At 51.8% G+C, this 20,719-nt stretch carries 18 protein-coding genes and 3 tRNA genes; 1 reads left to right on the top strand and 20 read right to left on the bottom strand.

Translation table 11 applies throughout. From position 1 onward, the window contains the following. Positions 1 to 36 precede the first annotated feature (36 nt). The 16 genes from K6T64_RS05350 to K6T64_RS05280 all read right to left on the bottom strand — a co-directional run bounded on the left by K6T64_RS05350 (position 37) and on the right by K6T64_RS05280 (position 11,382). Positions 37 to 354: a hypothetical protein gene (locus K6T64_RS05350; protein WP_288008870.1), complete on the bottom strand. Its 318-nt coding sequence runs from the start codon at positions 352 to 354 to the stop codon at positions 37 to 39. 185 nt (positions 355 to 539) lie between these two features. Continuing rightward, a complete protein-coding gene (locus K6T64_RS16830; protein ID WP_353737793.1) occupies positions 540 to 935 on the bottom strand; it encodes a cysteine-rich VLP protein in 396 nt (131 codons plus the stop codon). A 532-nt stretch (positions 936 to 1,467) separates the two neighbouring features. Continuing rightward, entirely contained in the window at positions 1,468 to 2,865 is a 1,398-nt protein-coding gene (locus tag K6T64_RS05345) for a TOTE conflict system archaeo-eukaryotic primase domain-containing protein (RefSeq protein ID WP_288008868.1), read from the bottom strand. 160 nt (positions 2,866 to 3,025) lie between these two features. Continuing rightward, positions 3,026 to 3,256 carry a PC4/YdbC family ssDNA-binding protein gene (locus K6T64_RS05340; RefSeq protein ID WP_288008866.1) on the bottom strand — a complete coding sequence of 77 codons (231 nt, stop codon included), beginning with the start codon at positions 3,254 to 3,256 and terminating at the stop codon, positions 3,026 to 3,028. A 125-nt stretch (positions 3,257 to 3,381) separates the two neighbouring features. Next, on the bottom strand, positions 3,382 to 3,606 hold the full coding sequence (locus K6T64_RS05335) for a helix-turn-helix domain-containing protein (RefSeq protein ID WP_288008885.1): 225 nt from the start codon (positions 3,604 to 3,606) through the stop codon (positions 3,382 to 3,384). 349 nt (positions 3,607 to 3,955) lie between these two features. Continuing rightward, complete coding sequence (locus tag K6T64_RS05330; RefSeq protein WP_288008864.1) at positions 3,956 to 4,528, bottom strand: hypothetical protein; 573 nt, start codon at positions 4,526 to 4,528, stop codon at positions 3,956 to 3,958. Positions 4,529 to 4,543: 15 nt separating this feature from the next. Further along, positions 4,544 to 4,876 (bottom strand): hypothetical protein, encoded by a 333-nt coding sequence (locus K6T64_RS05325; protein WP_288008863.1) that lies wholly within the window; start codon positions 4,874 to 4,876, stop codon positions 4,544 to 4,546. 174 nt (positions 4,877 to 5,050) lie between these two features. Then, complete coding sequence (locus tag K6T64_RS05320) at positions 5,051 to 5,635, bottom strand: ECF-type sigma factor (RefSeq protein WP_288008861.1); 585 nt, start codon at positions 5,633 to 5,635, stop codon at positions 5,051 to 5,053. A gap of 1,316 nt (positions 5,636 to 6,951) precedes the next feature. Further along, a complete protein-coding gene (locus tag K6T64_RS05315; RefSeq protein ID WP_288008860.1) occupies positions 6,952 to 7,173 on the bottom strand; it encodes a hypothetical protein in 222 nt (73 codons plus the stop codon). Positions 7,174 to 7,419: 246 nt separating this feature from the next. After that, positions 7,420 to 8,361 carry a tyrosine-type recombinase/integrase gene (locus K6T64_RS05310; protein WP_288008858.1) on the bottom strand — a complete coding sequence of 314 codons (942 nt, stop codon included), beginning with the start codon at positions 8,359 to 8,361 and terminating at the stop codon, positions 7,420 to 7,422. A gap of 101 nt (positions 8,362 to 8,462) precedes the next feature. Continuing rightward, a tRNA-Leu gene (locus K6T64_RS05305) sits at positions 8,463 to 8,549 on the bottom strand. Positions 8,550 to 8,670: 121 nt separating this feature from the next. Further along, positions 8,671 to 8,755, bottom strand: a tRNA-Tyr gene (locus tag K6T64_RS05300). Positions 8,756 to 8,761: 6 nt separating this feature from the next. Beyond that, positions 8,762 to 8,837: transfer RNA gene (locus K6T64_RS05295), tRNA-Thr, on the bottom strand. Positions 8,838 to 8,978: 141 nt separating this feature from the next. Further along, positions 8,979 to 10,391, bottom strand: coding sequence for a UvrD-helicase domain-containing protein (locus K6T64_RS05290; RefSeq protein WP_288008856.1), 1,413 nt, complete (start codon positions 10,389 to 10,391; stop codon positions 8,979 to 8,981). Then, the gene (locus K6T64_RS05285; RefSeq protein WP_100667595.1) at positions 10,384 to 10,620 is read right to left on the bottom strand and encodes a hypothetical protein; all 237 of its coding nucleotides are present in this window, start codon (positions 10,618 to 10,620) and stop codon (positions 10,384 to 10,386) included. The genes K6T64_RS05290 and K6T64_RS05285 overlap by 8 nt, the downstream gene beginning before the upstream one ends. 15 nt (positions 10,621 to 10,635) lie before the next feature. Continuing rightward, positions 10,636 to 11,382 carry a hypothetical protein gene (locus K6T64_RS05280; protein ID WP_288008854.1) on the bottom strand — a complete coding sequence of 249 codons (747 nt, stop codon included), beginning with the start codon at positions 11,380 to 11,382 and terminating at the stop codon, positions 10,636 to 10,638. 145 nt (positions 11,383 to 11,527) lie between these two features. Between K6T64_RS05280 and K6T64_RS05275 the strand changes: the two genes are divergently transcribed. Then, positions 11,528 to 12,223 carry a metallophosphoesterase gene (locus K6T64_RS05275; protein ID WP_170085498.1) on the top strand — a complete coding sequence of 232 codons (696 nt, stop codon included), beginning with the start codon at positions 11,528 to 11,530 and terminating at the stop codon, positions 12,221 to 12,223. A 47-nt stretch (positions 12,224 to 12,270) separates the two neighbouring features. On the opposite strand, the gene folE is transcribed toward K6T64_RS05275, so the two are convergent. The 4 genes from folE to K6T64_RS05255 all read right to left on the bottom strand — a co-directional run bounded on the left by folE (position 12,271) and on the right by K6T64_RS05255 (position 20,661). Next, positions 12,271 to 12,837: a GTP cyclohydrolase I FolE gene (gene folE / locus K6T64_RS05270; RefSeq protein WP_100667592.1), complete on the bottom strand. Its 567-nt coding sequence runs from the start codon at positions 12,835 to 12,837 to the stop codon at positions 12,271 to 12,273. Positions 12,838 to 13,023: 186 nt separating this feature from the next. Then, positions 13,024 to 15,453, bottom strand: a complete 2,430-nt coding sequence (locus tag K6T64_RS05265) for a transglycosylase domain-containing protein (protein ID WP_288008849.1) — start codon at positions 15,451 to 15,453, stop codon at positions 13,024 to 13,026. Positions 15,454 to 15,758: 305 nt separating this feature from the next. Continuing rightward, positions 15,759 to 15,956 carry a cold shock domain-containing protein gene (locus K6T64_RS05260; protein ID WP_100667590.1) on the bottom strand — a complete coding sequence of 66 codons (198 nt, stop codon included), beginning with the start codon at positions 15,954 to 15,956 and terminating at the stop codon, positions 15,759 to 15,761. A gap of 136 nt (positions 15,957 to 16,092) precedes the next feature. Continuing rightward, positions 16,093 to 20,661: a glutamate synthase-related protein gene (locus K6T64_RS05255; protein ID WP_100667589.1), complete on the bottom strand. Its 4,569-nt coding sequence runs from the start codon at positions 20,659 to 20,661 to the stop codon at positions 16,093 to 16,095. Between the last annotated feature and the right edge of the window lie 58 nt (positions 20,662 to 20,719).

Genomic DNA, 20,719 nt, shown 5'->3' with positions numbered 1-20,719 from the left:
TCAATCCTCCTGCTTAGAATCTCTAGGAATTAATGTTTAACCTCTCCATAGCCCGCGCTCTCTATCCTTCTCATACCCTTCATAGTACACCCCTAGTTTTCGTCCAACTTCACGCAACGTTACTTCATCATCTTCGTTAAAGATCCAAATGTCGGTATATCCTTCTTCTCTTGCCTGCTCTACTTCTCTTTCAAATGATAGTCTTATAGTAGTTTGCATGCTTAGGGGTGGATGAATCCCCCAATCAAATTCTTTAATAATTTCTCCCGTATCTAAATTTACCCATTTAACCTGTCCTCTGCGTGCGCCTATAATTGAGTCTGTAAATTTATTATAAATCCCAAGTCTAACCATTTTCCTCACACCTCCATTTTAAAAATGTTCTCTAAATTATTACGCAAAGTCCGATTTTCCCAGTATTTTCAAGGCTTAGCGGGATTTTGTACAATGTCGCAAATTAGCGGGGAAGTATAATACCCTTACCCTTCAAAAATCAGGTCTGGAAACCCTTGATTTTACTGGGATTTTTTTGGTCTAAATTACCGACTCCTAGACCGTTTTCTTTTCGCGTATTCTTTATCTGCTTTTCGTTTCAATTCACGGTTATGAAGCGGTCTACACTTGTGGCAATACTTCGCTCGATTGCTCGTGGCCTTAAAGTCCTTTCCGCACATAGCGCACTCTTTGATCAATCTCGTAGAATCCTCTTCCATTTCAACGCCAAGATGGTTAGCCAATGCCTTTCGATATCCCGCTTCAAGTATGGAATCATTCGGCAAGACGGCCCGTTCAAACCATCGGCAACGCCATGGTTCCTGCCCCTCTAGCGTCAATTCACGACAAACATAGCATTCTAGATCTGTTATCAAACAATTACCATTTGTACCATAATTTGCACAGGTTGTTTTTGCCGGATTTTTCAGTTCTTTTCTCATACTCTCGGATTGCCACGCCATAGCTCATATCTCCCCTTAGCGCATAATCCACGCCATGAGAATGTACACGCCATAAATCAATGCCATAACTCCTACAATCCCCTTATTTCTCTTCATTATTTCCATAGTCTCATGCCTCCATATTATTCAAATTTCTCAATATTCGTTGTTTTTTGCTCAATCGCTTAATGAGCCATAGCGTAGACTGTGTTGTAAACACTATTCGTACTCAGCCTGTAACTCAAATTAGCTATTTTCTCTTTCAGATGTATACGAGTTTTACCTTTGATTATCAAATAGCTGTTAGGATACTCTTCGCGAAGTATCTTTGCAACTTCTTGCAGTACTTCAACGTCAGACATAACTTTAGGAAAATAGATCATAGACCGATAAAACAAACACTTTTCAATTGTATTCATCGGGATATAACCTTCCAAACCAACGCCAACAGCATTATCCTTCACAACGTAAGCAAAGCGAAATCGCCTAGATTCCATAAATTGTAATTCCTCCTACTTCTTAGTTTACACTCTTACCCGACTCGGCGTTTGGCGAAATGTTCTAACACATCAAATGTCTCTACATACGCCCGGCCTATGCTATCACTTTCTATCATGATTTCCTGCACTTCTTTCCTGTCCCTCACCTCCTCAACAAGATTCGGCATAAAGTACCTTCTGGCCCTCTTTTTCGTATGGTCATATTCCTCCACCAACTGGATAACGCCGTCAGCTTGAAGTAGGTCCAAATATTTCGAGACCGTTTGCCTCGTCAATCCAGTCATTTCGCCAATGCCTTCCATCGGAGCATCAAATTGTCCGTCTTTGTGGTACATACGCCCAAGCAGGATCAGGGCCCAAACGATTTTTCGCATGTTTTTGTTTTGAAACTGTGCTGCAAACGCCAGGTCATGTGTGGTAATGGTTGGCGTTTGTCCTCTGGAATCAAGCAAACCAACGTAATTTTCGTTTTGGTACGTTTCTTCTACGCAACGCTTTGCCTCTTTCAATACAAAGGACAGATTCTTTTCGTTGGTCATTCCTCGCTCAAATTGTCTTTTTGCCCAATCAGACATGATTTCAATCGCTTCCTCCATCGAAACACCAGATTCCTTCAAATACAGCGCAATTTTGAATTGTGACTCATGTCGTGTCCCTCTTTCCCTCAATCCATACCTCAACAGTGTTTCAGCTTCTTGGCGTAATTTTGAATTATTGTTTTTCGGCAAATGAATCGACGTAAATTCCCGCTTTGCTCTGTCCAATCGCGTTTCGGCCGATTCAAGCGGATACCTCTCCGCTGGCTTTCTCAGTACGCTGTCAATCACCGCATTCATTCGATCCAATGGAATTTGTCCGATTCCCAAGAAATACGCCATGCTGTCCTCTACAGGCTCCAATGTGACCGGATTGACGTATTTCTGTCTACGGCCTGTTGCCTTATGGACGGCAAGCGGCAACTTGACTCCTCTACGTCCCGATTCCTCCGGACGTATTTCCATTCCCCTTCTATGATCTCCAAGTTTTGCTATGATTGCCCTTCCAAATCTAGCCACCCGCTTAATGGCTATTAATCCACTAAAATACAATTCGATGTGATAACCTTTTTGCCCGCTTGTCGAAACATGAATATCTTCCGCGCTCAGTCCTGCGTCCATGAGTGCCTGGACAATGCCCTTGACTCGAATTTCTTGCCCTACGGGATCATCTTCGCAATCAACGTCAAAGACAAGGAAACTCGTGCCTTGTCCTGCATAATAAACGCCAATAGTTCTACGTCCCTCAATATGAGAACGGACAGCATTATCAGTCAACGTTGCTTGTCTATGATACCATACTACTGTACCATCCTTTTTTCTATGTTGTTCTATGAATGGTTTTCTTTGCCTAATCACTAGCTGGTTTATCTTGGTAATCACTTCGTCGATCATATGCGCTTATTCCTCACTCCCCTATTATTTCGTATGCGAAGTATTTTTAACACAATCTTTTGATCCATTTAATACCCCAAAGAGGGAGAATATAAAGCGTTATAAGAGACGTAGAAATATACGTCAGAGAGGAAAGAGAGAAAGAGAAAAAAGCATAACTCTAAATCTCTAGATTTATCAACGTCTTAATAAGCTCATCTTTAATCTCTATCGGGAGAGATACGCCTTTTTTCGTAAATTTCCAAACATCTTCGTCTTTTCTCTTGTACATTTTACGAATATCAATAAATACATTATTTCCCTTCTTTGCTTTTGTTATTTGATAAGCAGATGTTTCACTTTTTTTAATAATGTCAATTACTTCAAAACTATCCCAAAACGTGTTTTCCATAAATTAACTCCTCCTAACGTTTAATAAATGTTCAGCCCGCCTCCGGGCTGTCGTTGCTATGCAATGTGCCCCCGGCGAGCTTCTCTATATATAAATTTAGACATTCATACGAGAATGTAACAGTCTCATAGTGCCATTTCATGGCGTAATTTCGTAAGCTCTTTCATTATTTCAGCACTCATTCCCAACGCGCTTGTAATTTTAGTCTCCATATCTTTCGGAATCTTCTTACTTCCACGCTCCCAATGACAAATCAAAGTATCCGTAACTCCTATACGCTGTGCTAACTCATGTTGCGTTAATCCCAAAAATTGTCTTGCAATACGAACGTCCTCCGGCGTTAGTTTCATCACGTGAAACACCCCCTATCCATGAATAGTCAGTAAATTTATTGACTTAACAGGGAAAAAATATATCAAGTCCCCTGACTGTTCAGGAGACTGTGACATAGGAGCAATAAAACGCTTCGCCAAGCGTCGAGTCAGGAAAAGAGAGAAAAAATCCAGTAACTTAATTATATGCCTCCATATATAGTAATAGGTGAGAAAGGCAAAAAGTTAATAATAAAATTGTGACAATTTTATGAAAGTTATATTCGATAGAACGAAATATGTCCCTCTATATTGTAACACTACTAAATTTATTGCAATTTTATGACTTTCTCACCTCCCTTCTCTTGTGGCGTATGGTTGACCGTGGTTAGGAGAAAATTTCCTTTAACTTCATCCTAGCCTGGTTGCGTAACTCGTCATTGCTCATAATATGATCTATCAAATATCTGGATATTGCCCAACCAATATCTTCGTCGCCTAGTCTCTCGATAAAGATTAGCTCGCTAAGGTCATCAGTCTCTTGTACATCACCGACGTATTTATTCCATTCCTCAATCGGGATAGAGAAGATGGTTTGCAACTCATTCGCCGTGAATTTGATACCGTTTCGCTTGATAATGTGAAAATACTCCATAAACAATTCTCCAATGCCGTATTCGACTATCTTCATAAGTTCTTCGATGTTATTCAACGCTATGATCTTGTCGATGGTTTCAGGATCTTCGGTTGCTTGGTAAATTAAGCGTAGCGTCTCCCGGCGTTCTCTCAGTATTTGGTTGGTCTCGTATAACGCTCTGGCATTCATTTTCAATGTTATGAAAAGGTTTGATATAAAACGTTTGTCATGAGGACGTTCCGCTAAATGTTCTCCGATTGTCCCCATGATGTCATTCAGCCAGCGTAGTTTGTTCACATTACTGTCAAATTTAGTGCCAATCATTCGTTCACGCCTCCCTCATAACTCAATTTTCTCAACATATTCTTCGCCCAGTGCTTCCGCAGCTTCGACCATAATTTCAACTGGGAAAAGATATTCCCCGGTTTCCTTCAAGTGTTCATCAAATGTCTGCTTTAGGTCTTCAAAGCTGTCGAATAATTCATAATAGCACTCTGTTGCCTTGTCGAAGCATACAAGGATACGGCCATGTCTACCAAGATAAATGTACGTAAAACTGTCTCCGGCAACTTCTTTCCCGACGAATCGAATTTTACGCCATCCTGTGTCAACACTGCCAATTTCAAGTTCGATGGTTTCTAGATCCTTCATTAATTCCTTTTCGTTGATCATGATTCCATTCCTCCCCATACACTCGAATATTTTTGATTGACTCCTACGCCAACAGCGCATAGAATGATGTGCAAGGTGATATGTATTTTGGCATCACCACCTTTCATGTGCGAGGACGTTTCCCAACCGCGCCTCTCACATATACGTTTGGATTTTCATGCGCTTGTGTAACATTCATTGGACGCCAATTTCTGCGAGTTGGCGTCTTATTTTTTGTAAAGTCCTGGTGACGGTCATAGCGTTTGGAAGGTTTAACCTCCGCGCTATCTGTCTATGGCTATGACCATTCATGACCAATCGGCATATCTTTGCTTGTTGTTCGTCTATTGCGTTCATGAGCTTAACAACCGTTGCAGCGGCTTCTTGGCGTTCCATTCCGCTGTCGAAGTCTTCGTGATACGCAACGTCAACGGCATGGTTCAATGGGACGGGGAACATGGCTCCGGCTCTTTTTTGCATAGCATGATGTCGAATGTATCCTCTTGTGATTCTCTTCCAAGCGGCGTGTATGTACCAAGCAAAGTTTCCGCGTTCCCTGTTGAATGTCCGACATGTCTGCCAGATTGCTTCGACGTAAAGACTTTCTAAGTCCTGCTTGTTGATCCACGGATAAATATCAGTCACGTGATAAATCCTACATCTCATCTCTGTTTTTAGACTGTAAATGAGTTTTCCCAACGCTTCGTCAGTATCGCCTTCCCGCACTCTATCAGCGAGAATGTTAAGGTAATCATTGCCAAACTCTGCTTTTGGTTCCATGCGGCCACCTCCTGCGGATAGCATACGACGAAAATGGAATAAATTCAATATGATACGCTTTCGTATAATGATTGTCAAGCATAAATTTCGCAATGGCTTATTTTCCGCGTCATATCAAGGAAAAATAGCAAAGAGGGATTGCGTATAATGTAGTTTTTGAACGTTTTATGACTGAAGTTTTTATAATTTGAATATTCATGATTTAATGACCGCGTTGACACCGATGGAAATGGCACGTGCAATACGCAGGGAAAAGGAGTTGATCGGGAATAGGCAGGGACAAAGGAGTGATTTAACTTTTGGTACCGGGTCACAAAAGTTACATTGGCATGAAGAAGTTGCGAAAACAATAGAAATGAGTCCTGATAACGTTCGTCGTCTTGACAAACTAAATGAATTGATTAAGCCACTCCAAACATTCGTCGACCAAAACAAACTCTCAATCAAAGCGGCTGATCAACTGGCGTACCTAACTCCCGCGTATCATGGTCAACTCTGGTTTACGTGTATAGTCAACTGTAGTTTACCTTAAGTAGATCCATATAAGTAGATAATAAATAATACGCTATATAATAAATAACGTTATATAACGTTTATCTACTTAAAATAAACTGTAGTTTACTTTCTAAATAGATAGTTAGTAAATTATAGTTTACTTTATAATAACTTATTAACTTACTTTTATATAGTTATTTATACTTATTATAGCCTATGGCGTATAATCTTTTATTATAATTTATTAGACTTTTATAATAACGATAATGCCAAAGTCCAGGCCGCCAGGCCGCCGTTCTCACAACGTTTCGATCAACGAAACAAACAACACGCGGCCTGTACTTTTTTTTTCATCTCTTGCGTACCTCTCGGATGTAACGCTTTAGACGTAAAAAATCCCAGTAAAATCAAGGCTTTCCGGACTCGATTTTTGCAAGGTAATGATATTATACTTGAACGCTAATTTTGAGTGTTCTAAATTGTCAACAAAGGCTCTACGAAATTCGTATAGCGAAGCTCATCGCCATACGAACCCCTTTCCAACTTGGGAATACCATGATGTAACGCATTAGACGCACACTTTATGAATTTTACTCAAATACCCCTCTAGGGTATATCAATATAACGTCCAATAATCCCAATAAAATCAAGCATTCCCATAACGTCATAGCTATACAACGTCTAGGGTATGTACTCTCAAACGCTCAAAATCGCCCTCTAAGCGCCTTAAAATCGACGCCAATACATTTATATATCCCCGCAAAAAAAGACGCCTCAGAAAGGCGTCTAGGAGACATATATTTCGTATGCGAATGATTGTCTTAGCTTGTTTTCGCTTTTTTTCGTCTCACTTCCTCTAATTCCTCTTCCAACTCTTGAACATGGAAATTCAGGATACGTATGGCATACGTCAGGAGCGTAGCTATCTCATGAATGGTTAGATCATCATTATTTGAATTTTTGAAGTAGACGTTTTTTAGCTTCTTCAGCATCTCGTTCTCATCATCCGACAGTGTGAGACGAACATCATAAGTTTTCGCCATATGTGTATGCCTCCCTTTTGGGTTGAGTCCGAATTTCGGACGCAACTCCCGACGAATTTCGTCGGAAGTGTTTCGTCGCTTTGATCGACGTTTTTCGTCGTGAAATTAGATCTACGAATTTCGTTCGACGAATTTAGTTGGACGAATTTCGTCCATCTGGTTCCTCGTCGCTTTGATCGACGAAAAACGTCGGTCTGGTTTCGGTACGAATTTCGTACTCAATTCCCGACGAATTTCGTCGGCAATTCATTTCCTCACCTTGCGTACTCTTTTCGATTGCTGAACCAACTTCATCGCAGGAGACGCCATGTCATGCTGTTGGCGTAAATCACCTTCAGTCAACGCGACATAGCGTTTAGTCATGCTGAGGTCAGAGTGTCCCATGAGACGTTGCAACGCCAGTGCGTGGCCTCCATTACGCAGGAAATATAAGGCAAACGTATGTCGAAGGTCATAGGGACGGATATGGACGCCTAGACGTTTGGAATACATTTCTAACCTGTCTCCCCAAGTGTTCCTGTTTAGCTGCGTCCCATCGGCTGACGCAAATAGTGGTATATCCGAGATCCATGATTCATGTCTTGCGTCTATGAGACGTCGAATTGCTCTCGCTGTTGGTGGAGAGATTGGGAGAGTACGGCTTATCTTGGTTTTGGAAACTTCTGGACGCACATATACTTCATAGGAGCGTAGATTCACGTCTCCCAGCATCAGAGCGAATGCCTCTTTTGGACGAATACCCGTATCGAGCGTCAACATCAGTAATGCGTAGTCACGTAGTCCGGCATACGTGGACTTGTCCGGTAATTTCAACAGTTTTGTGACAGTCTCTTCGTCTAGTTGGACAATGCGGTGATCGGCTTTGCGCTTCTTGAACGTTTTGATGGGATTGTTGGAAATGTAACCTTGCGAATGGCACCAATCGAAGAATGTTTTGAGATAGGAAAGACGAATGTTATACGTGGCAGGTTTGATGTCTTCGCTCATGAATTTCAGTACGCTATTCCGTACATCATTCCATGCGTTTTCGTAACGCCTGAATAAAGTGGAAATAACGTCATATTGACTCTTTAGTGTTGACGCCCGTAGTCCTTCCGCTTTGCGGATCATCAGATACTCGTCTAAAGCTTGTTGCCAGGTGACTGAGCTTGCTGACGCCTTTTTCACGCTGCGAATTCGTTTAGCCATGAAAAGGAATCGCCCTCCCCGGCTGAAACAGCGGAAAGGGCGAATCTTGTGCGTTATATCTAACGCGCTGTACCACGTAGGATACTGCGCAATTGTAGGCATGGTGCGGACGAAGGGACTTGAACCCCCACGACCTTGCGGCCACAAGAACCTGAATCTTGCGCGTCTGCCAATTCCGCCACGTCCGCAGGTTGCAACGGCGACCTTTATTCTATCACCTTACGCATCAATCGTCAATACCTGATCTCGCATCCAATCAGCCCGTCTCCCCAGTATCGCGTCGGTCGCCGACCCCAGCCGGGCAACCTCTGGTGGAGGGGGTAGGATTCGAACCTACGAAGGCTACGCCAACGGATTTACAGTCCGCCCCAGTTGACCGCTTTGGTACCCCTCCACACCGTGGAGCCGGCGACAGGAATCGAACCCGCGACCTACTGATTACAAGTCAGTTGCTCTACCTACTGAGCTACGCCGGCAGATTCGGCCACGGAATTCCGGATCCGCTCCGCGCTTCAACCCACCCCTGCTTTACAATGCAATCATCTCTAGTATATACCCTGCGACCCTCTTTTTGCAACCCGCCTCCATGCGGCGGCAAAAGTTACTGTACCACATCCTCACTCCCGGCGCAAGATCTTTCTCAGGCCTCTCCACCGACTACCCGGCAATTTTTGTTCCGCTAAACCCGCCTCGGCCAGAAAGCGACTCATTCGAGTCTCCTTTCCCTCGATACGCGCCGGAACCAAGATCACCAACCGCTCTCTGGCCCGGGTCATGGCCACATAAAACAACCGCCGTTCTTCCTCGACAGCCGAAGCCTCCAGCTCCTGATCCCGCTTTTTGCCCGGGGCGCCGGGATAGTGCGGTGCAGACCCTTCCACGGCATCGAGGATATACACATGGTCGAATTCCCGGCCCTTTGACCCGTGGAAAGTCAACCAACTCACCCCATACCGATGCTCTCCGCCTCCCCGGCCCAACGCCCTCTGCAACTGTTGGTGAGTCCGGGCCAGGACGGCAGCCGTTCCCTGGACGGCTTCCTGAGCCAACACCCGGTTTAACCAACGGTCTTGTTCCCATTCATCGGGAAAAAGCCTGACTTCGGGCCCTGGTCCTTGGCGCAACGCCCGGATCGATTTGCCCCGGGCATCCCCGTTGTTGGCGATCAAACGGTTGCAGGGTTCTACGAGTCCCTGATGGGACCGGTGGTTGATGGACAGGTAAAAGACAGCGGTGTCCGGCCGGCTGAGATGGCCTTGAAAATATATTGGAACCGCTCCGCGAAATCTATAGATCGACTGGTCATCGTCGCCGATCATAAAGAGTAGCCCATCTCGCGCCAGCCCTTCCACCAGGATACTCTGTACTTCATTGAGATCCTGGGCTTCGTCCACCAGGACCGCTTTCCAAGGCGGTCTTCGACCTTGTTCGAACAAAAGTTCGTGGACGTGTATGAGAATGTCGTCAAAATCCCATGCGCCGTACCGCCGCAGTTCACTTTCATAAATCTCCCAAAGCCTGGTCGGCACCTGGTCCCGACCTGGGCGCCGGGACTTGGCCACTGCCAGGGCCGCTGCGGCCTCCTCCCCGGATGTCCCGCATCTGCGGGCCGCCTTTTCCACTAACCGCCTCTGCTCCTCTGGAGTGAGAAGTCTCGGGACTTGGCCACTCTCCCGAACCCACCACCGCAACATTCGAGAATGGAGGGTTCCCATCTCCATCTCTATCAAACTCCGGCTGGGGAGCCAGGGGCGCAATCTCTCCTTCAGCTCCGCAGCCGCCTCCCGGGTAAAGGTGGTCACCAAAAGATCTGCCGGGCGCATTCCCAGAACCTGGATCAGAAATAAGACCCGGGCGGCCAGGACCGTGGTTTTCCCTGTTCCCGGTCCAGCATACACCGCGATGCGGCGATGGGGGGACTGAACGGCTTTCCACTGCTCCTCCGTCAATGTCCATCCGGCAGCCGCCATGCGCCAGTGCCAACGTTCCAGACCTTCCACCGCTCTGGGTGGGTACACCTCTCTAGCCATCGCCCCCCCTCCCGCCCACGGACCGGGACCCGCCTTCGGCCCACCGCTGCACAAAAGCCTCTAAAGCCCGCCGCCGGCGGCGCAAGGTCTGCATCTCCTCCATGAGCCGACGAATCGCCGATTCGTCTCCCCGTTCGAACAAATCCTGAAACTCTTTTCCCCGTTCCGCCTCCCAGGTTTCCCACGCCTCGATGACGGCGCGAAGTCGGGCAAATCGTTCTTCGATCATGGCCGATCGTCCCCCTCAGGGAGCCGTACCCACCGCCGCTTCGTCGGAGGCGGGGAGATCCTCCGCCACCCCTTCGAGCTTGTCAATTAGATTCTTCAGCGATCGCCGCTCCCTCATCAGCCGCTCGATCCCCGACAAATCTTCTTGATAAAAACAGTCCAGGGCCTCTCGAGAAATCGCCTGCTCCCGTTCCCGAAGCAGCGCCAATTGATCGCGAATCATACGAACGGTCTGTGTCACCAACTCTTCCGTCGCTCCACCGCTCATCGTCGTCCCCTCCCCCTGCGCCATCTCCACGCCGGCCGCCACTTCATCCTGGCTCCCCATGGTTTCCGGCCAATCGGTCAACACCCATTCTCCAGAATCCAATCTGGCAAAACGCGGATCCCCGTCCAGATCCACCCTGGACATCAGTTCCCCGCGGCTGCGCCGGGTGACCGATTGCAAATGGCGCAGAATATCGCCGAATTTCATCGGGTGCCCCGCCTGGCGAAGAAACTGCAGCGCTAAATCCCCCAGCTCCGACCCGCCGTCCTTTCGCAATCGCCAGGCGCCGTCTTCAAACTCAAAAGCCCCCGCCGCCGTGGTTAAAGCCGCTTGCAATCGGGCCTGCAAATCTTCGTCGGATAATTCACTTCGCCCCAGCGCCTTGACCGCCGCAGATAGTTCACCCATCGTCAGAGGATGTCCGGCCAGAAAGAGGGCCCGCTTGAGGCTGCCCTCAATACTGTAGCGATACGAACGGGCCGCCTTGTCCGCCATCGTTCTTCCTCCTTCCCGCTGGTGACTAGTTCGACATGAATCGCCAAAATCCTGTCGACCGCCGAGGGAATCCTGTGTCTTGCATTTCGGAATGAACTCGTGTACAAATAGAACGTGCCAAAGCCGGGTCCGGAGGATGGAAACCATGCGCATTTACGCGATCGGCGATCTTCACCTTTCTTCACACACCCCCAAGCCCATGACGATTTTCGGGGAAGCCTGGGCAGAACACCCCGACCGCACCCGTCAGGCCTGGCTGAGGTCCGTTGGTCCCCAGGACTGGGTTTTGATCCCCGGGGATATCAGTTGGGGGATGCGCCTGCCCGAGGCCCTTCCGGACCTGTTGTGGATCTCCCGGCTGCCTGGTCGAAAAGTGCTTTTGAGGGGCAACCACGACTACTGGTGGCCGAGCATCTCCCGGCTCCGGGAGGCACTGCCTCCGGATATGTACGCCATTCAGAACGACAGCGTCATCCTCGGGGACAACATCGCCGTCTGCGGCACCCGGGGCTGGACGTGTCCGGGAAGCCGGGATTTTTCCGAACATGACGGGCGGATCTTTCAGCGGGAGATCGCCCGGCTGGAGCTCTCCCTCCGTTCGGCGCCATCAGGCAGTCGGCTGTGGGTGATGATCCATTACCCTCCTGTCAACGAACACCATGAGCCCAACGATCTGATTGACCTCATGGGCGACTACGGTGTTGACAAATGTATCTACGGACACCTTCACGGCCCCGGACACCGCACCGCCCTCACCGGCAGAAAGTTTGGGATCGATTTTCACCTGGTGTCATGGGATTATTTGAGGGGCATTCCCCTCCAGCTGTACCCGGAGCCCTGACCACCACAAAAAAAAGGCGCCTGGAGGCGCCCCCTGCCGATTTGCCCTTACCGATGGCCGATCAGGCGGAAAACCTCTTCCCGGAGCTTTCCGTCTTCCAGAAATACCCCGCGAACGGCGCTGGTCACCGTCTGGCTTCCAGGTTTATTGACTCCACGCATGGTCATGCACATGTGTTCCGCTTCGAGAACCACCACCGCACCCCGGGCTTCCAATTTCTCCATAATCGCGTCGGCCACCGTCGAGGTGATCCTCTCTTGCAACTGAGGTCTGCGAGCCACCGTCTCCACCAATCTCGCCAGCTTACTCAACCCCGTGACTCTCCCTCCCCGTGGGAGATACGCCACATGGGCTTTGCCGAAAAAAGGGACCAAGTGGTGTTCACACATCGAATAGAACAAAATGTCCCGCACGAGGACCAATTCTTCATGTTCAATATTGAAAATTGCATTCAGTTCTTCCCGGGGATCCTGGTGCAATCCCCGAAACACTTCCTGATACATCCGCGCCACCCGGCCGGGGGTGTCCTTTAACCCCTCCCGCTCTGGATCCTCCCCGATCGCTTCAAGAATCATGCGGACGGCCGTCTGAATCTTATCTACGTCAAAACCCATCGATGTCGTTCCCTTCCCTTCTCCAACTCCCGCCACCCGCCCCCGGTCGTGAACCACTATAACATAAGAAACAGAAAAAATCCAAGCCGTCCAACTCCATGGACCGGCCTGGACTCTCCCGCGGCCCTGAGCGGGGAAGGGGCCGTCGCCCCCACGCCCCAATCCGGCCTACACTCTATGAACATCTCATTGGAAGACGGTGGACGTTTGGGGCGTCCCAGGCTGATTTTCGATCGGATTCGTGGGTTGCCCTCCGGAATCCCCACCGCCGTTCTCACCGGTACTCCCGTGATTCTTTTTGTTCTCTTTGGGAGGCTTTTCGGGCTTCCCGCCGTTTCCGGTGTCCGTCTGGGATCGACCCGGGGGCTGCTGGACCGTTTCGGGAATCGAAACCATCACGGCATTGGACCGGTTCACCTCGTTCCCCGATCCGTCCACCACTGCCACGACGTACTCGTACTGACCACCTGGCGTGACCTGGTCATCCGTCCAGGACCCGCCTGTCACCGAAGCAACGAGGGCCTGGGTTCCCCCATTCTCCGTCCGGTACACCCGGTAGGAAACATCCCCTTGGATGGGCGTCCAGCGCAGATCCACCCTGCTGCCATCCGGGGACACCGTGGCTGCCAGGTCGGTGATCGCCTGGGAAGGCGGAGTTTGGTCCGGAGGCGGCGTTGGGGTGGATGTCCCTCCGAGGACGGGGAAGGGTTTAGGCGGTAGATGCTCGGTTTGAATAATCCTCGTCATCATCGACTGGAACACCGCCGCCGCCTTTCCACTCCCGTACTCACCTTGCTGACCGGGACTCAGCGGGATATAGTTCATTCCATCGGGAGGACCCATCCAGATCGCCCCGACATAATCCGGAGTGTAACCCACAAACCATAGATCGGTGTTCTGCCCTTTAATGGGCGCATATTCCTGGGTCCCCGTTTTCCCAGCCACGGCGTAGCCCGGAATCCGGGCGGCAGCCCCCAAACCGTGATCCACCACGCTCTTGAGCAAATCGGTCATCGTCGCCGCGGTGCGGGGCTGCATGACCTGGGTGGGCGCGTAATCGGGCTGCACCAGCACCCGGCCGTTGCCGTCCACGATCTTCGTGATGGCGTGGGCCTTGATGAATTGGCCCGCGTTGTCAAAAGCGGCATAGGCCTGGGCCATGATCAAGGGCGAAGCCCCTTTGGACGTGGCCCCCAGAGCTACTGCCAAATGGTTGTAATCGTCCGGAGTGACGGGTAGCCCGAGCTTCTTCGCGAAATCGAGACCCGTTTTGATGCCAATTTGATCCAGCAGCCATACCGCCGGAGCATTCTCAGACAGCTCCAGGGCCGCGCGAAGGGTCATCGTGCCGCGGTACCGACCGTCCCAGTTGTGGGGCGTATAAGCCCCGGCACCCGATCCATACGTGATCAGCTGGTCTTTCAACAACGAGTTGGGGCCGTACCGCCCGGTTTCAATGGCCGGCCCGTAATCCACCAAGGGCTTGATCGTCGACCCTGGGCTCTGCCCGTTGCCTCCCGTCATCGTGAAGTTGTTCATGGTGGCGTAGTTGAACCCCCGGAAGGTCTTATACTGCATGCCTCCGATAATCCCGGCGATGCCTCCCGTTTTCGGGTCGAGGACGACGGCTGCACTCCGGGGGAGCTGGCCATTGGGCAATTGGAACAAGGACGTTTTCTCGTAAGTCTGCTGCATCGACTCCTGAACCTGCGGGTCCAGGGTGGTATAAATCCTGTACCCGCCCCGCATGATCTCGTCCGCACTAATGCCGAGATTCTCCGCTTCTTCCAAGACATAATCGAGGAACCACGGATACTTGTTGCTATCATCCACCGGAAGCCCCGTTTTCGGCGGGGAAGTCGGGACCGGTTGCTGTTTGGCGGCGTCCATCTGCTCTTTCGTAATATAGCCATTTTTGTACATGTTCTCCAGGACGATGTCCCGGCGTTCCTTGGCCGCCTGGGGATGCACAAAGGGATTGTAGTAAGATGGCGCCTGGGGAAGACCCGCGATCAACGCACATTTTGCCAAGTCGCCGATGGGATCTTTTTGACCGTTTAAGTCTTTAACCGATACGCCAAAATACTGCCGAGCCGCCATCTCCACCCCGTAGGCTTGGCCGCCAAAATAAATTTTGTTGAGATACATTTCCAGGATCTCGTCTTTGGTGTAATGGCGCTCCAACTGAGCAGCAAGAATGATCTCTTCGATCTTGCGTGAAAACGTCTTCTGGTCGTTGAGGAAGACCCACCTGGCCAACTGTTGGGTGATGGTGCTTCCCCCTTCCACCTTGCCTCCCGACAGGATATCCCGGACCAATGCCCGGGCCATGCCCCGTAGGTCGATACCTGGGTGTTCGTAGAAACGACTGTCTTCGGTGGCAATCACCGCATTCCTCAAATTGATCGGAATGTCTTGCAACGGAACTGGAATGGATTTACTCGGCCTGAGGGTGATGGCCGGTTGCCCATATCTGTCATAAATAATCGTTTCTTGGGCGGGATCCAGTTTGCTGGCGTCAAAGGCCGGCACCGTGAGCGTACACCCGACCGCGGCGAACACAAAGCCCGCCAGAATCACAAACAAAAGGATGTACGCTTTGAATCGTTTTCCCATTCACCCACCACCTCTCCTGCATTCTACTTGACCGCCGGCCAATTGACGAGCCACTCCCATTCCCGTAACTAGAATTGAGGGCAAGAAGGTCGCCCGCTGAACTCGCCCAGCGCCGAAGGTCGGCTCTTAAGCCCTCATATGCTTGAATAAGGTTAGAATTCGTTCCTTGGCTCCGTCGCCCATCGGAATAATCCCCTTCACAGCCAGGACAACCAGCCACCGGCACAACAAAAAACCTCGAGGATATACTCCTCGAGGCCGTATCCGCGTTGAAATCGATCCTGCTTCACTAGGAGATTTCCGCGTTACAGTTTGACGACGTTCGCGGCTTGGGGACCACGAGCACCTTCCACAATGTCAAACTCCACCAACTGTCCTTCTTCGAGGCTTTTAAAGCCCTCCTGCTGGATCGCGGAAAAGTGGACGAACACGTCGCCCCCGTCCTCCCGTTCGATGAACCCGTAGCCCTTTTCCGCGTTAAACCATTTAACCCTTCCTTGCATCGGAAACCTCCTAGAAATCCATTTGGCCATTCAACCGCTTTTATCATACTGCTTTCTGGGCCCAGAGTCAAACGAAAACATTTGCCCTGCGAAAAAAATTCTCAGGGGCCCTCCTCGGGCCCCCTTTTGTTCCCACTCATTCTGTGGCGATGTCTTGGTCGGTCTGCTGACGGCTTGGCTTGATCATGACAAAGTGGTTTTCACTGTGGTCGAGTAGCCGGCGCACCGTATCCGCCTCTTCATATTGCTTCGTCCGCATGAGCTCCCGGAGGTACAGATGCAGCAGTTCTTCGACGTCCCGCTTCCCTTCCGGATCTAAGGGCTGCATCGACACCTTGGCGCCCTTGGCAATCCGCCGTTTCAACGCTTCTTCGGTTAGTCCCATCTCCGGCTGTACCCGCAAATACACAACGCCCCCGGTCATCCCCGAACAAATCCACGGCCCTGGGTCGCCGAGAACCAGCGCCCGGCCATTCGTCATATACTCAAAGGCAAACCCTTTCAAATTCGCCCGGGCGCCAATGAGACCCAGGGAATCGTTCACAGGTTCCCGGAGCATGCCCCCGATGATCACGTCAGCGCCGGAAAGGCGAATCCCAGCCCGGGAATCGGCATCTCCCTGGACGATGAACAAGCCCTTTTGAGCCCCGTAGGCCAACCCCTTACCCACAGACCCATCCAGGCGCTCGCCTCGGCGGTTCAGCCCTTTCATCACGACAATCTTACCGCCCACAGCGGTTTTTCCCACCCCGTCCTGGGCGCCGCCTTCAACTCGAATGTGGACGCCCGGGGCATTATACGCACCGAGGCCGTTTCCAGCGATCGATCCGCCGTTGAAATCGAGATTCGCTTTTTTGAAGCGCTTCATCTCGCCCCGGAATCGGCCCCGGGTTACCGAACCTGCCAAGAAACTGCCCAACACCCGATCGTGGGCGGTGACCTGGTCCACCTGCTGGACCACCGTCTCGCTACCCGCCGCCACCTCCAATGTCGCCTGGGCTGCAATCCGCTCGGTCAACGAATCGACGCCAACGCTGCTCAGGCGAACTTTGGGAGCGCTGGCCAGGGCCACCTTCCGGGTGCTCACAATGGTGGGCACCAGGAGCGCTGTCACATCGACCCGATCCAACTCCCGAACCTGTTCTAGAAGGTCCGTTCTGCCAACCAGATCCTGAGTCCGTCTCGCCCCCAGCCGGGCCGTCCATTCCTGAACCTCTCGTCCCATGGCGCGGAACAGGGTCACCAAGTTCGCCACCGCGGTGTCGAACTCCCGGGGCACGAACATCTTCAGCCCCTTTTCCTTCGCCTCTTCTGTCGATTCGATCTGGGTGGCGATCCCGACGTGGCAGGTGTCTTTGTGGCAGGCCCGGCAACTCGTGCACCCCACCGCCACCATGGCCAGGGTTGCAAAACCGCAGCGATTCGCTCCGAGCAGGATCATTTTCACCACATCGAGACCGCTTTTCAGGCCGCCGTCCGCCCAGATCTCCACCTGATCCCGCAACCCCGCCTCAGTCAGCGCCACATGGGCGTGGCGGACGCCGATCTCCACCGGCAAACCCACATGCTTAAGGGCGTGGGCCCTGGCGGCACCCGTCCCGCCGTCATATCCGCTCAGGGTGATAATATCGGCGCCCGCTTTGGCGATGCCCACAGCAATGGTGCCGATGTTGGGCACCACGGGCACCTTGACCGACACCCGGGCGTTCGGATTGGCCGTTTTCAACTCATCGATCATCTGGGCCAAATCCTCGATCGAATAAATGTCGTGGTTATTCGAAGGAGAGATCAAATCGATTCCCGGTTGCGCATTTCGCGCCGCCGCCACCTTCGCCGAGACCTTGGAGCCGGGCAGGTGACCGCCTTCCCCTGGCTTTGCCCCCTGACCGATCTTGATTTCAAGGATGTTGGCCGCATTGCACAACTCGATGTTCACTCCGAAGCGCCCTGACGCCACTTGCAGCCCCCGGTGTTTCGGGTACTTGCCAATCATGTCTTTGATCTCGCCGCCCTCGCCGTTCATGGCCACCATATCGAGCTGTTTCGCCGCTTCAGCATAAGCCCGGTACGCTGTCTCATTCTGAGATCCGAAGGACATGGAAGAGATGAGAAAGGGCAGGCTGTGTTCCCCTACCGACAGGTCTACCTCGTCCGGGTCAACACCGCTCGCTTCGGATTCTTTCAAATCCATGACGTGCCGCAGGGAAATGGGGTGGCTACGCTCCATCTCCGCCAGCTTTTCCACGTATTCCCGGTATGGTCTCACCCCTTGGGCCGCATCCCCCGCGGCTTTCCAAATCCGGGGATAATAATTGTACTGGCGAACCGGGCGTGCGGCTCCCTCCCCGTTTGCAATCTCATACCGTCGACGAGCCTCGGCTTCGAATTCCCGCCATCCGAATCCCGCCGTTTCAGAACCGCAAAATCCCGGTGTCTCTAACACGGGGTGCAATTCCGGTTTTAACCCGATGGAAGAAAATAGCCGGTCATAGCCCCGCAGCTCGTGAATGCCGAGGGTGGAAATGACTTTCTCCAAGCCCTTCTGAAGCGCCGCGTAGAGATTGCCCACGGACACCGCAGGATCTCCACCGGCGAGTTCCCACATGAGATACGGGTTCAAAGCATCCGCCCCAAGCCCGATGGCGGTTACGAGATCATGAAGATTTCTCAGGGCACCCGAGCGCAAGACCACGCTGACCCGCCGCCGGAGATTGTCCGCCCCGGCTTTGGGCGCCCGATTTTTCAACGCGACATGAACTGCCGATACGGCCAGATGCGGGTCGATCCATTGCCGCCCGTCTCGGAAGGCCCGGTCGTCATCGATCACCAAGAGGCAACCGCCCGCCTCGACAGCATCGGCCGCCTCCCGGCCCAGGCGAGCCACTGCTTCTTTCAGCGTTTCGTCTTCCGCAAAGGTGGCGTCCAACACATAAACCGCTTCGGGTGAAACGTCGAATTCCCGCAACAGGTCTTCGAAAAGGTAAGTCCCCAGCTGGTGCGCCAGCCCCCGGTACTCTTCAGCCGGTAACACCGATCGGGTTCGATGACCTCCGAGAAGAAGCGGCGTCTGGAGTTCCACCCGGCGCCCTGCCCTGGCCGCGCCGCCAGCCAACGACGGCCTGGGGCCCAATACAGTCCGGGTGGAGAAGTGTTCGATCTCCCGTTCTCGGTCGATGGCGGGATTCGTCACCACCGCCACCGTTTCTTTGTAGAAATCAGCCAGGTTTTGGCGTTCCCGGGACAAAGCGGCGAGTGGCCCGTCATAGCCCAGGGAGCGGATTGGTTCCGCCCCGGTGTGAGCCTCGAACTCAAGCAACTTGAGATCGTCCGCATCCCAACCGAAAGCGGCCACCAACCGATCCCGGAGCTCCGGCCGATCGGGAACATTCCGCAGTCCCTCAGACACCCCGGCATCCAGGGCCACCCCCGGCATGCCGAACTGGAGCGATCCCCGGAAGTGATCGAAAGCAAATCGCTCTTTCGCCCGTTCCAAAACCACCCTTTGATATTCGTGGTAGGGATGGATCTTCAGACCCTTGCCCCGAAGAAGCTGCACGCCGATCTTCTCACCGGGTGCCAGTGGTTTGGGATCGGCGACCATATCCGCCAACTCCACAATTCCCTGTTCAGAGGAGAAAAACAAGGCGCTTTCCGTTTGCAACATCCACAAAGGGCGAAGCCCCAAGGCATCTACGCTGAAGACACATTCGTCTCCGTAACGAGAAACGATCCCGGCCGGCCCTTGGGCAAAGGGTCCCCAAGCCGAACGGAAAAACATGTATAAATCCTGCAAATCGGGTGAAAAATTCTTAATTTCATTGATGATCGGTGGGAACACCAATTCCATCGCTTCATACAGTGTCAAACCGAACCGGTGGATCAACCCTTCCAGGGTTCGGTTCAAATCCTGGGAGTCACTCGCCTCCCGAACCAAGGGAATCCCCAACATCTCAGCCTCTTCTCGAAGCTTCGCGATGGTGTTGATTTCCCCGTTGTGACCTAATAATGAAAACGGCTGAACCCGTTCGAACACCGTGGATGTATTGGTAGAATACCGGTTATGTCCAATGCTCACAGCGGATCGCAGATCCCGGCTCGCCAAATCCGGATAATAATCCGGCAGGGTACCGGCTGACCCGCGGACTTTGTACACCACCGTCTCGGTGCTCAGGGACACCACGTGCACCGGGGTCTGGGCTTCGACGGCCAGCTGCAGCTCAAACAAAACCCGCCCCGCCCCTTGGGCATCCTCCACCAGACCAGCCACCTGCCAAAAGACCGGTTCATCCGCCCGGCCCCGGGGCCCCAAGGCCCTGGAATTCACATTCCCTTCTTCCTCGATGAGAATCTCCAGGCGGTGCTCCCCGAACAATCCCCGAACTTTGGCCTTCCACTTCTCCCGCGACTCCTCCGACTCCCGGGGGATGAAAAAATGTCCCACAGCAAACCGGGGATCCTCAGCGAGCGAGCCGGGATGGCCATGATGGACGAGTTTCTTCGACCATAACTTTCGAGGAAGATCCATCAAAATCCCGCACCCGTCTCCCTCCCCGTCGACGAACCCCGCCCGATGCTGCATCTGAATCAGAGCCTTAATGACGCTCTGAACATTCTCGTTGGAGGGAACACCGTTTCTTTGCACGGCGGCGACGATTCCGCACGCATCGTGTTCCGAGCCCTCCCACATGCCCAGCTCGTTCTGCATTCGGTCCACCCCCTGCAAAATCCGCTCCACCGACCGCCCCGGGCCTGTGACGTCCTCT

The sequence above is a fragment of the Kyrpidia sp. genome (genome assembly GCF_023512215.1).
In the GTDB taxonomy this organism is placed as follows: domain Bacteria; phylum Bacillota; class Bacilli; order Kyrpidiales; family Kyrpidiaceae; genus Kyrpidia; species Kyrpidia spormannii.
This window is presented reverse-complemented; position numbering and strand designations above follow the sequence as displayed.

Coding starts and splice junctions, on each gene's coding strand:
- K6T64_RS05350 (WP_288008870.1), bottom strand. CDS start 354: ATGGTTAGACTTGGGATTTATAATAAATTTACAGACTCAATTATAGGC.
- K6T64_RS16830 (WP_353737793.1), bottom strand. CDS start 935: ATGAGAAAAGAACTGAAAAATCCGGCAAAAACAACCTGTGCAAATTAT.
- K6T64_RS05260 (WP_100667590.1), bottom strand. CDS start 15,956: ATGCAAGGAAGGGTTAAATGGTTTAACGCGGAAAAGGGCTACGGGTTC.
- K6T64_RS05275 (WP_170085498.1), top strand. CDS start 11,528: ATGCGCATTTACGCGATCGGCGATCTTCACCTTTCTTCACACACCCCC.
- folE (WP_100667592.1), bottom strand. CDS start 12,837: ATGGGTTTTGACGTAGATAAGATTCAGACGGCCGTCCGCATGATTCTT.
- K6T64_RS05340 (WP_288008866.1), bottom strand. CDS start 3,256: ATGGAAAACACGTTTTGGGATAGTTTTGAAGTAATTGACATTATTAAA.
- K6T64_RS05330 (WP_288008864.1), bottom strand. CDS start 4,528: ATGATTGGCACTAAATTTGACAGTAATGTGAACAAACTACGCTGGCTG.
- K6T64_RS05285 (WP_100667595.1), bottom strand. CDS start 10,620: ATGATCGAAGAACGATTTGCCCGACTTCGCGCCGTCATCGAGGCGTGG.
- K6T64_RS05320 (WP_288008861.1), bottom strand. CDS start 5,635: ATGGAACCAAAAGCAGAGTTTGGCAATGATTACCTTAACATTCTCGCT.
- K6T64_RS05315 (WP_288008860.1), bottom strand. CDS start 7,173: ATGGCGAAAACTTATGATGTTCGTCTCACACTGTCGGATGATGAGAAC.
- K6T64_RS05325 (WP_288008863.1), bottom strand. CDS start 4,876: ATGATCAACGAAAAGGAATTAATGAAGGATCTAGAAACCATCGAACTT.
- K6T64_RS05280 (WP_288008854.1), bottom strand. CDS start 11,382: ATGGCGGACAAGGCGGCCCGTTCGTATCGCTACAGTATTGAGGGCAGC.
- K6T64_RS05335 (WP_288008885.1), bottom strand. CDS start 3,606: ATGAAACTAACGCCGGAGGACGTTCGTATTGCAAGACAATTTTTGGGA.
- K6T64_RS05345 (WP_288008868.1), bottom strand. CDS start 2,865: ATGATCGACGAAGTGATTACCAAGATAAACCAGCTAGTGATTAGGCAA.
- K6T64_RS05255 (WP_100667589.1), bottom strand. CDS start 20,661: ATGCAGAACGAGCTGGGCATGTGGGAGGGCTCGGAACACGATGCGTGC.
- K6T64_RS05290 (WP_288008856.1), bottom strand. CDS start 10,391: ATGGCTAGAGAGGTGTACCCACCCAGAGCGGTGGAAGGTCTGGAACGT.
- K6T64_RS05265 (WP_288008849.1), bottom strand. CDS start 15,453: ATGGGAAAACGATTCAAAGCGTACATCCTTTTGTTTGTGATTCTGGCG.
- K6T64_RS05310 (WP_288008858.1), bottom strand. CDS start 8,361: ATGGCTAAACGAATTCGCAGCGTGAAAAAGGCGTCAGCAAGCTCAGTC.